Source organism: Thermus tenuipuniceus (genome assembly GCF_002964845.1).
Lineage (GTDB): Bacteria > Deinococcota > Deinococci > Deinococcales > Thermaceae > Thermus > Thermus tenuipuniceus.
On the sequence record NZ_PRDA01000076.1, the window covers coordinates 1 to 9335 of the forward strand.

General features: G+C 65.5%; 13 protein-coding genes and 2 tRNA genes. 8 read left to right on the forward strand and 7 right to left on the reverse strand.

The features are described from left to right. Positions 1-39: 39 nt before the first annotated feature. The 6 genes from C2847_RS12760 (at position 40) to C2847_RS11880 (ending at position 2826) form a co-directional block, all read left to right on the forward strand. Positions 40-381, forward strand: coding sequence for a hypothetical protein (locus C2847_RS12760; RefSeq protein ID WP_244187476.1), 342 nt, complete (start codon positions 40-42; stop codon positions 379-381). Further along, positions 357-707 carry an acyltransferase family protein gene (locus C2847_RS12765; protein ID WP_244187478.1) on the forward strand — a complete coding sequence of 117 codons (351 nt, stop codon included), beginning with the start codon at positions 357-359 and terminating at the stop codon, positions 705-707. The genes C2847_RS12760 and C2847_RS12765 overlap by 25 nt, the downstream gene beginning before the upstream one ends. Further along, a complete protein-coding gene (locus tag C2847_RS11865) occupies positions 704-1711 on the forward strand; it encodes an alpha/beta hydrolase family protein (RefSeq protein ID WP_244187479.1) in 1008 nt (335 codons plus the stop codon). Before C2847_RS12765 ends, C2847_RS11865 begins: the two co-directional genes overlap by 4 nt. A gap of 175 nt (positions 1712-1886) precedes the next feature. Beyond that, positions 1887-1977 (forward strand) — tRNA-Ser (locus C2847_RS11870). 8 nt (positions 1978-1985) lie between these two features. Continuing rightward, a tRNA-Ser gene (locus C2847_RS11875) sits at positions 1986-2078 on the forward strand. Positions 2079-2115: 37 nt separating this feature from the next. Beyond that, on the forward strand, positions 2116-2826 hold the full coding sequence (locus C2847_RS11880; protein ID WP_105318538.1) for a DNA/RNA nuclease SfsA: 711 nt from the start codon (positions 2116-2118) through the stop codon (positions 2824-2826). Here the strand turns inward: C2847_RS11880 and C2847_RS11885 are convergent. Both C2847_RS11885 and C2847_RS11890 read right to left on the reverse strand, forming a co-directional pair. Next, on the reverse strand, positions 2779-3525 hold the full coding sequence (locus C2847_RS11885) for a ZIP family metal transporter (protein WP_105318539.1): 747 nt from the start codon (positions 3523-3525) through the stop codon (positions 2779-2781). The genes C2847_RS11880 and C2847_RS11885 overlap by 48 nt on opposite strands. A gap of 10 nt (positions 3526-3535) precedes the next feature. Beyond that, a complete protein-coding gene (locus tag C2847_RS11890; protein WP_105318540.1) occupies positions 3536-4234 on the reverse strand; it encodes an alpha/beta hydrolase in 699 nt (232 codons plus the stop codon). 93 nt (positions 4235-4327) lie between these two features. Between C2847_RS11890 and C2847_RS12900 the strand changes: the two genes are divergently transcribed. Next, a complete protein-coding gene (locus C2847_RS12900) occupies positions 4328-5152 on the forward strand; it encodes a DUF4388 domain-containing protein (RefSeq protein ID WP_105318541.1) in 825 nt (274 codons plus the stop codon). 3 nt (positions 5153-5155) lie between these two features. Next, positions 5156-6511, forward strand: coding sequence for an alanine/glycine:cation symporter family protein (locus tag C2847_RS11900; protein ID WP_105318542.1), 1356 nt, complete (start codon positions 5156-5158; stop codon positions 6509-6511). 158 nt (positions 6512-6669) lie between these two features. Here C2847_RS11900 and C2847_RS11905 read toward each other — a convergent pair whose 3' ends face one another. From C2847_RS11905 to C2847_RS11925, 5 genes are read right to left on the reverse strand one after another with little or no spacing between them, the layout of a single operon-like run. After that, positions 6670-7068 carry a hypothetical protein gene (locus C2847_RS11905; RefSeq protein WP_105318543.1) on the reverse strand — a complete coding sequence of 133 codons (399 nt, stop codon included), beginning with the start codon at positions 7066-7068 and terminating at the stop codon, positions 6670-6672. 2 nt (positions 7069-7070) lie between these two features. Then, on the reverse strand, positions 7071-7355 hold the full coding sequence (locus C2847_RS11910; RefSeq protein WP_105318544.1) for a hypothetical protein: 285 nt from the start codon (positions 7353-7355) through the stop codon (positions 7071-7073). A gap of 9 nt (positions 7356-7364) precedes the next feature. Beyond that, the gene (locus C2847_RS11915; protein WP_038028683.1) at positions 7365-7643 is read right to left on the reverse strand and encodes a hypothetical protein; all 279 of its coding nucleotides are present in this window, start codon (positions 7641-7643) and stop codon (positions 7365-7367) included. Position 7644: 1 nt separating this feature from the next. Then, positions 7645-8121 carry a YbaK/EbsC family protein gene (locus C2847_RS11920; RefSeq protein WP_105318545.1) on the reverse strand — a complete coding sequence of 159 codons (477 nt, stop codon included), beginning with the start codon at positions 8119-8121 and terminating at the stop codon, positions 7645-7647. Next, the gene (locus tag C2847_RS11925) at positions 8118-9233 is read right to left on the reverse strand and encodes a M20 family metallopeptidase (RefSeq protein WP_105318546.1); all 1116 of its coding nucleotides are present in this window, start codon (positions 9231-9233) and stop codon (positions 8118-8120) included. Before C2847_RS11925 ends, C2847_RS11920 begins: the two co-directional genes overlap by 4 nt. Between the last annotated feature and the right edge of the window lie 102 nt (positions 9234-9335).

Consider the following 9335-nt stretch of genomic DNA (forward strand, 5'->3'; position numbering starts at 1 on the left):
TTGCTGGTGAAGCGGCTGGCGAGGGCCGCGTAAGGTGAGGTGGGAGACTTTTACGACAGCCTCTACTTCCTGGCGGTGGCCTTGCAGCTTACCCTCCTCCTGCCCCTTTTTCTTCCCCTCCTACGGCGGCGGCCCCACGGCCTGGTCTTCCTCCTCCTCGGGGTGGGGCTCACCCTTTTGGTCTACTTCCTGAACCGCCACTACCGCTTTTTGCCCTACCCGGGGAGCTTCGTCCTCTGGTACACCCCGGCCATCGTGTTGGGCCTTTACCTGGCGAGTCGCCTCGAGCTCTTGCCCCGGCTTCTTCGCTTCTGGCCCTTGGCCCTTTTGGCCGCTGGGGGGGCTTGGGGGGATATTTGCCTTTGGCCTTGGATGTTCTGAAGGGCCTTCCTGTAAACACTTTCCATTACCAGGCCTTCCACTGGCTTTATACCACCGGCATGGCCTTCCTCCTCCTGGCCTTGGCCTACGCCTTGGCCCGCACCTCCCTGTGGGCCCCCCTGGCCTTTTTGGGCCGCTATTCCTTGCAGATCTACCTGATCCACCCCATGGTGGTGCGCCTTTTGGAAAAGTACCCGGCCTTTCCCGAGCCCTTGGGCCTTAAGCCTGCCTTTGCCATCTACTTGGCCTTGGCCCTCTTCCTCCCCCTTTTGCTGGCCCACCTCCTGGTGAAGGCCAGGGTATCCCCCGCCCTTTTTGGCCGATGAGGGTCCTTGCGGCTTGGTTCGTGGTCCTGGTCCTTGGCCTTTTCTGGGGTTTGCGGTCGGCAAGCCCGGGGCTGCTGAAGAGGGTGGAAGGAGGCGTGGTCCACGGGTGGGATGGCGTCACCCTGTTCACCCAAGTGTGTCCTCCGCAAGGGACCACGGACCGGGGTGTGATCCTGGTGCCCGGGGGCTTCGGTCCCCCCACGGCGGACACGGAAAAGCGGTGCCGCCTCTATGCGGAGAAGGGGGTGGTAGCCCTGGTGCCTCACCTGAGGGGCCGGGGAAAAAGCGGGGGCAAGCCTACAGGGTGCCTAAAGGAAGCGGAGGACTTGGCCCTTTTGGCTCGGTTTCTGCCCAGGCTGGGGGTAAGGTACCATGCCTACGCGGGTTACTCCCTGGGGGCCTGTGTGGCCTTGAAGGCGGCGGCCCTGGAGGGAAGGGCCAGGAGCGTGGCCTTTGTCATCGGTCCTGTGGACTTTGCCGAGCAGGTGGAGATCCTGCGCCGAACCCGCCCGGATGCCCTGGCCCGTTGGCGGGAGGTGTTCGGCGGGCTTCCCGAGGATTGCCCAGACTGCTACGACCGGCAAAGCCCCTTGCCCTATGCGGCCCGCCTGAAGGCCCCCCTCCTCATCCTCCATGCGGGCAACGATCCCCTCATTCCCCCTACCCAGGCCTGCCGCCTGAGGGATGTGCGGGAGGCAGCGGGCCGCAAGGTGCACCAGGTGGCCCTGACCCGAGAGGGCAAACCCTGGGTTCAGCCCCTCACCAAGGGTCGGGCTTGCCTTAGGCCCACGGGGTTTGGCCCCCTGGGGGAGGACCACCTGATCCTTTTCCCCGACCTCCACCATGCGGTGACCCCGGCCATGGAGGCTTGGGTGGAGCGGTTTGTCCTGTGCTCGCTAAGGGTGCAAAGGGGGGATGGCTTGGGCCAGCTTCCGCTCAAGGAGGGGGTTTTGGGATCTCCGCCTCTGCCGTGTGGCCGTGAGGCTCCACCGGAGGGCCCTTAAAGGCCTGTCGCGCCAGGCGAGGGTCCACGCCACTTCCCGGTGGCCCCCAGCCTTTGGCCCAGGGGCGGAAGAGGTGGGTGTGGGTCCGCAGGAAGCCCTGGCTTCCCTGACCATGGCCTGCCCCGATTGACAACCTGGGAAGCTTGCCGCATAGTAGGCATTGCGGCCATACCTTGGAGGGTTGGCCGAGCGGTTGAAGGCGGCGGTCTTGAAAACCGCTGTGGGCTTCAGGCCCACCGGGGGTTCGAATCCCTCACCCTCCGCCAGAAGGCTTGGAGAGGTGGCCGAGTGGTCGAAGGCGGCACCCTGCTAAGGTGTTGTACCGGGAAAACCGGTACCGCGGGTTCGAATCCCGCCCTCTCCGCCAAGGAGCCCGGCCCAAAAGCCGGGCTTACGCTTTGCCCATGTTCTCTTTCCCCTTGCCTCCCCTGAAACCCTGCCGCTTCCTCCGCCGGAGGACCCGCTTCCTGGTGGAGGCGGACGTGGGACCCCTACACCTCCCTAACTCGGGGCGGATGGCGGAGCTCCTTCTGCCCGGAACCCCTTGCTTTTACCATCCCAGGCCCACCCTCAAGACGGTGGGCCGGATAATCCTGGTGGAAAGCCAGGGGGTATTGGTGGGGGTGGATGCCTCCTTGGCCAACCGCCTCCTGGAGTTGCTTTTGAGGGAAGGGGTTTTCGGCCCCCTCGCGGATCTGAGAAAAGAGGTGCGCTTTGGGGGGGAGAGGCTGGACTTCTCCGCCCGGATTGAGGATGGGGAAGCCCTTTTGGAAGCCAAAAACTGCAACCGGGTGGAGGAGGGCCTGGCCCTTTTCCCCGATGCCCCTACCCCTCGAGGGGCCAGGCACCTTACGCTCCTGGCGGACTTTGCTCGGGGTGGGGGGCTGGCCTATGCGGTGTGGATGGTCCAGCATCCCCTGGCCCGGGCCTTCGCCCTGGACCCGGAAGACCGCGCCCTCTTCCGGGCCGCGAAGGAAGCCGAGGCCGCGGGGGTTAGGCTCCTGGCCTACCGGGTGCGGCCCACCCTCGAGGCCCTTCACCTGGGAGGGGAGCTCCCCTGGGTCTGGCTACCCGCCCAGGAGGATCTGGAAGGCCACCATCAGGGCCGCGGCTAGGGTGAGCACCGTGGCCACCCCCTCGGCCCTGGCTTCCTTCAGGGCCTCGGGAAGGATCTCCGCCGCCACCATCCAGATCATGGCCCCGGCGGCGAAGCCCAGACCCACCGGCAGGGCGGGCTTGAAGACCTCCACGAAGAGGAAGGCGGGTAAGGCCATAAGGGGTTGGGGCAGGCTGGAGAAAACGCTCCAAAGGGCAGCGCCCAGGACGCTAACCCCCCTGGGGATCAGGACCAGGCTGATGGCCAAGCCCTCGGGGATGTTGTGCACGGCGATGGCCAGGGTGATGAAAACCCCCAAGGCCTCCCCGCCACCAAAGGCCACCCCTACGCCAATCCCCTCGGCGAAGGAGTGGAGGGTCATGATCCCCACCATCATGAGGGCCTTGCGGGCATCCAGGCCGTTTAGGGTGCCGAAGCTCACCTCCCGGCCGTGGAGGAAGCGGTGGGAAAGTTGGATGAAAACAAGGCCCAGGACCACCCCCAAAAGGGTGCGGCCCAGGTGGTAGTGCAACCCCTCGTAGATGAGGCCGAAGCTGGCCGAGAGCATCAGGCCAGCGGCCGCGGCGTTGGCCAGGCCTAGATGGTGGGCGAGGATCTTTTGGGTGAAGACAAAGGGAATGGCCCCTAGACCGGTGGCGATGGCGGTGAGGAGGGCGTAGAGGAAGACGGTCCAAGGGGAGATGGAGAGGGGTTCCATGGCCTTGATATTACTGTAAGTGATTACTGTTAGCAACAAGCCAATCCCGGACCGCCAAGGCCACCGCCTCCCGGTCCCGGTCCAGAAGAAGGTCGTGGCCGCTTTGGGGAAAGACCAGGTACTCTTTCCTCGAGCTTCCCAAAAGGGCGTGGTACCCCCGCACCCCGGCAGGGTCCACCACCTTGTCCCGGCCCGCCTCGATCACCAGGGCGTTGGCCTTCACCTTGGGCAGGACCTCCGGGGTGCGGCGCATTAAGGCCAGAAGCTGAAGCAGGGCCCGCGTGGGGAAGTAAGGGTAGTTGGGGTTTTGCTTCTTGAGCTCGGGGTCCTGAATGGAATCGGGGCCGGGAAAGCGAGGGATCAGCCAGGCCAGGAGGGGCGCCAGGGGGGCAAGGGGGTGTTTGAGGGCCATGGCCGGGGCCAGGGCCACCAGGGCCTGGGTGGGGGTTTCCGCCGCCAGGAGGGCGGAAAGCAAGGCCCCCATGGAAAGCCCCACCACCCCTCGAGGCTCGGGCAGTTCCCGGTAAAAAGCCCGGGCTGTTTCCAGCCAGTCCTGCCACCGCACCTTGAGGAGGTCCTCCGGCCGGGTGCCGTGGCCGGGAAGGGCTGGCTGGCTCACCTGAAACCCAGCCTCCCGCAACACCCGGGGCAAGGGACCCAGGGTGAGGAGGGGGTGCGAGGTAAACCCGTGGAGCAAGAGGAGGTTCATGCCCCTAGCTTACGCAAAGGGTTTGCCCTTCGGGCAAAGCAACAGGGTACCCCGCCTGGACGCTTGAGCGGTGGCATGGTAAAACGGGGGGGAATGCTGGGTCAACCGCCGGGCCATTCTGGGCAACCTTCAGGCCACTTTGAAGGCAACCTCGCGGAGTTTCCCTTCTCGGCTTTGGTGGGGGCTTTGATGAGCACCGGGCGCACCGGCCGGCTTCTCGTCCGCACCCCTTACCTGGAGGGGGAGGTCTTCCTGCAAAACGGCCAGGTGGTCCACGCCCGGGTGCGCTCGGGGGAGAAGGTCTTGGAGGGGGAGGATGCCCTGGACCTGCTGACGGGGATCAAACGGGCTCCCTACCGCTTTGAGCCCGAGGTTTCGCCACCCCACACCACCCTGTTGGGAGGGCTTGCGGTGTCCGCCCGCCTGGCGGAGGCCGAGGCTCAGTGGCGGGGGCTTGCCCTTCCCGCCGACTGGGGGTATGTCCTGCGCCTGCCCGCCAGGGGTGGTGCGGTGGAGCTTGGCCCCGAGGCCTTGCGGGTTCTTGCCCAGGTGGAGGGGAAACGCATCGCGGAGGTGCTCCTGGCCCCTGGGACCCTGCGCCTGGCCCGCATCCTGCACACGCTTTTGCAAATGGGGGCCCTCGAGGCGGTGCCCCTGGTGGAGGTGCCGCCCGTTTCCCTTCTGGTCCTCCCCATCTACGGCCCGGGGTCCGGGGTGGCCTATGTGGACGAGGCGCTTTTCGCCGAGTGGGCCCGGGCCATCCGCCACGGCTTCCGGCTCCGCCTGAAGCCCGCTGGAGTGGTGATGGAGGTACGCCCCCGGCCCAACATCCCGGGGCGGCTTGGCCTCTTGGAAGAGGATCTCAGGCGCCTCCGCCTCAGGCGGGGGGATAAGGTGGAGGTGGTGCCGGAGGTATAGGCTATGGATATCCTGACCCTAAACGAGTATCTCAATCGGGTAGTGTATGGCTTTCCCATGAAGCTGGTCTTCCTCCTGGTGGGGGCCTATCTGGTCATCTTCCAGATCCGCTGGTTCAGCTCCCCCTTGCGGATGATGCGGGTTTCCTTCAGCGAAACCCTGGGGGCCATCCGCGAGCGCGCCTACGGCTTCGGCGGCCAGATCACGCCCTTCCAGGCCACCATGGTGGCCCTCTCCGCCACGGTGGGGACCGGGCACCTTTTGGGCATGCTGGCGGCGGTGCTCATAGGGGGCCCGGGGGCGGTCTTTTGGATGTGGCTGGGCTATTTCTTTGGTACGGGCACTAAGTTTGCCGAGGCCACCCTGGCGGTTCACTTCCGCCGCCGTTTTGCCGATGGGTCGGTTTCCGGCGGACCCATGTACTACCTGTACCGGGGTTTCCCTAGGCTCCGCTTTCTGGCCTACTTCTTCGCCTTCTTCGCCGCCGTGGCCGCCTTCGGCATCGGCAATCTTTCCCAGGCCGGGGCCGTGGGGGGTGCTCTGGCCCCTTTAGGAGCGCCACCGGCTTTGGTGGGCCTTTTCCTGGCCCTCCTGGTGGGGGTGGTGCTGGGCGGGGGCATCGCGCGGGTGGCCCGCTTTGCCCAGGTGGTGGTGCCCCTGAAGCTTCTCCTCTTCCTGGTGGCGGTGGTTCCCCTGCTGGTGCGCTACGCTGGGAAGATCCCCGAGGCCTTGGCCTTGGTCTTTCAGGCGGCCTTCAGCCCCGAGGCGGCCTTGGGGGGAGCGGCGGGCTATAGCCTCTTCGCCGCCATCAACGCTGGGCTTGGCCGGGGCATCTTCGCCAACGAGGCAGGCTTGGGCTCCGCGCCCATCGCCCACGCCCAGGCCCAGGTGGACCATCCCGTGCGCCAGGGCTTCTGGGGGGTCACGGAGATGTTCATGAGCTTCCTGGTGACCAGCCTCACCGCCCTTACCTTCATCGCCTCGGGGCTTTGGCGAGGAGGAGGAAGCGCCGCCGAGGCTGCCAGCGCCCTCTTCCAAGCCCATCCCCTGGGCGGGCTTATCCTGGCCGTCACCGTGGCGGTCTTCGCCCTGGGGACCATGGTCTCCTGGGGATTTTACGGGGAGGAGGCGGCAGCCTTCCTCTTCGGGGAGGGGATCCGCTGGCCCTACCGTCTCACCTTCGCCGTCTTGGCCTTTGTGGGGCCTTTGGGAGGCCTCGAGGCCTTCTTGGCCATCTCCGACACCCTAAACGGCCTCATGGCCATCCCCAACCTCCTGGGCCTCATCCTCCTGGGGCCGGTGGTGGCCCGGCTGGTCTATGGCTTCTTCCGGGGCGAGCCCTGGATCCCGCCCCGCTAATACCACCCCAACTTGGCTTACGCCAGGGCGGGGGCCCTGGAAAGGACCTCCGGTAGGCGTCTTCTTGTTGGGGCCTAGAGAACGAAACTAGAGGAAAGGGTATATGCCCCTGGAATGGGTCTCGGGAGTTTGGCGGCATCCCCCACCCCATCCGGGCATTAGTGGAAGAGCTGCCGTATGGCCCTTTCCAACTCTTCCCCGGTCTTGCGGTCCAGGGTGAGCTTGACCTTGAGGGCTACCCTTAAGGCTTCCTCCTCGAGGACCTCCCGGCTTTCACACCCCTCCAGGCGTTTCACGAAGGGCTCGGCCTTGGGGCCAAGTCGGGTTTTGAGGAGCCCCACCAGTTTCTGGCAAAGCTCCTTGGCGCCCTCCACGGGCAGGATCAGGCCCCGCTTGAGAAGAGCGGCCAGGATGGCGTAGGCCTCCTCCCCGAGGCCGCTTTCCCGCACCACCTCCTCCTCGGTGCGCCGACCGTCACAGAGGGTGTAGACCCTCCACTCCTCGGAGGTGGGCTTCCAGTCGGTTTCCGGGGGGTTGGGGTTACGGCGGAAAACCATGGCTACAAGGAGGCCACGATGGCGTCCACCAGGCGCAGGACCATGTAGACGAAGACCGCCCCCAAAAGGAGGATCAGGGAGAGGAGAAGGAGCAGGAGGCTACTGGGCTCGCTCCAGGTGAGGATCAGGACCACCAGGTAGGCAAGGGCGAAGAAGACGATGAGTCCGAGCATCTGCCCGCCCCTTTCCCCCACGACCCCGCCGGGGATGGCCCGCTTCAGCCGAAAGCCGTAAAGGACGTTGTACACCATGACCAAAAGGCCTAGGAGTAGCAAGAACTTTTCCATGGCCTTATTCTAGCCGTTCCATTCCCGAATAGGTATAAGTTCTCCTCCCTCAATACTTTTGCGCATAGGGCGATAACGGGTGTCAAACCAGATCTCCAGGACCGCCCGGTCCAGGCTCTTGGGGGCCACGATCTCCTTGCGCACGTAATAGCCTCCTTCCACCGGGCTGATCTCCATGCTCTTGGAGAGCCTTAGTTCCACCACCTCACCGCTTTTCGTGCGCACCCGCACCCGGAAGGCCAAAGGCCCTTCGGGCTTCACATGGGGGTCTTTGCGGAGGAACCACACCCTAGGCCTCCTTTAGATCCGCCACCTGGGCCCCGGTGAGGGCCAGAAGCTCCTCTGGGGTCAGGGAGAAGAGGGCCTTGGGGGTACCCCCTGCGGCCCAGACCAGGGGGTAGGCCAGGAGGTCTGGATCCAAAAAGGCAGGAAGTGGGGTTTCGTGCCCCACAGGGGGCACCCCGCCGATGGCGTAGCCGGTCAGGGCGCGCACCTCCTCCGGGGTAGCCCGCCTCAGGGCTTCGCCCGTGACCTTTTGGGCCTTGGAGGGGTCCAGGCGGTTTCTGCCGCTTATCAGGAAGAGGTAGGCCCCGTTTTCTCCCAGGAAGACCAGGCTTTTCACAATCTGACCCACCTCGGCTCCCACGGCCTCCGCCGCCTCCTGGGCGGTGCGGGTGGAGGTGGGAAGCTCCACCACCCTTAGATGGCCGAAGCCCTTTTCCTCCAAGAACCCTTGCACCTTCTTTGCGGAAAGGGAGAGGTTCATAGGGCATAGAGGAGTTCGGCCAGCAGGGCCGTGCGCCGGGGGATCTCCGAGACCACCACGTACTCGCTCTTCTGGTGGGCGTCACCCCCAAAGAGGCCGAGGCCGTCCAGGGTGGGCACCCCCAAGGCAGCGGTGAAGTTGCCGTCCGATCCCCCGCCCACCCGCCCCGGGCGCAGGGAGAGGCCCAAAGCCTCGCCGATGGCCCTAGCCTTCTCAAAGAGGGCCAGGCTTTCCGCCGTGGGCTCCATGGGAGGACGGTTCAGGCCTCCGGAAAGCTCCAGCCTGGCCCCGGGGAGGATGGGGGTGAGGCTCTTGAGGCCTTCCTCCACCCGCCTGGCTTCCTCCAGGGTCCAGGCCCGGAGGTCGATCTCCACCCAGGCTTCCTCCGCCACCACGTTGCTCACCGTGCCCCCCCCCACCACGTTGGGGCCCAGGGTGGTGCCCTTCTCCCGGTCCTCGAGGGCCGCTACCCTCACGATCTGGTGGGCGAGTTCCAGGATGGCGTTCACCCCCTTTTCCGGCTCCACCCCCTGGTGGGCGGCCTTGCCCAGGGTCTTAAGGCGGTAAAGCCCCACCCCTTTTCGGGCCACCTTGAGATCCCCTTCCGCCGTGGGGGGCTCGAGGACCAACACCGCCCGGGCCTTTCTGGCAGCGGCCTCGATGAGGGGCCGGCTTTCCTTGGAGCCGATTTCCTCGTCCGGGGTAAAGAGGATTTCCAAAGGGGGAAGCTTCCTTCCCGTAGCCTCCGCATGGCGGAGGGCGTAGAGCAAGGCTACGATGCCCCCTTTCATGTCGTAGACCCCAGGGCCCATCGCCCGGTCCCTTTCCACACGGAAGGGCTCGGGGAAGCTTCCCCGGGGGTGGACGGTGTCGTAGTGGCAAAGCATCAGGACCGGGGCCCCTTCCCCTTCCCGCTTCAAGAGCAGGATGGGGCCCAAGGGGGTATCCTTGCGGGAAAGCCGCCCCTGGAGGGGCCCGAAGGCCTCTTCCAGGAAGGCCGCTGCTTCCATTAGGCCCTTCAGGTCCCTGGAGGGGGATTCCCGGCGCACGAAGGCCTCGAGGTCCTTTAAGAACTCAGGGAGCTTTGTCTGCATCCAGGCTAGGGTTTCCATGGGCTCATTATGACCTAAGCCCAAGGGGCCTGGTGCCTCTGAACCCGGACAAACACATGTGAGACGCTGAAGGGGATAAAAAGATGGGGAACCGACCCTGCG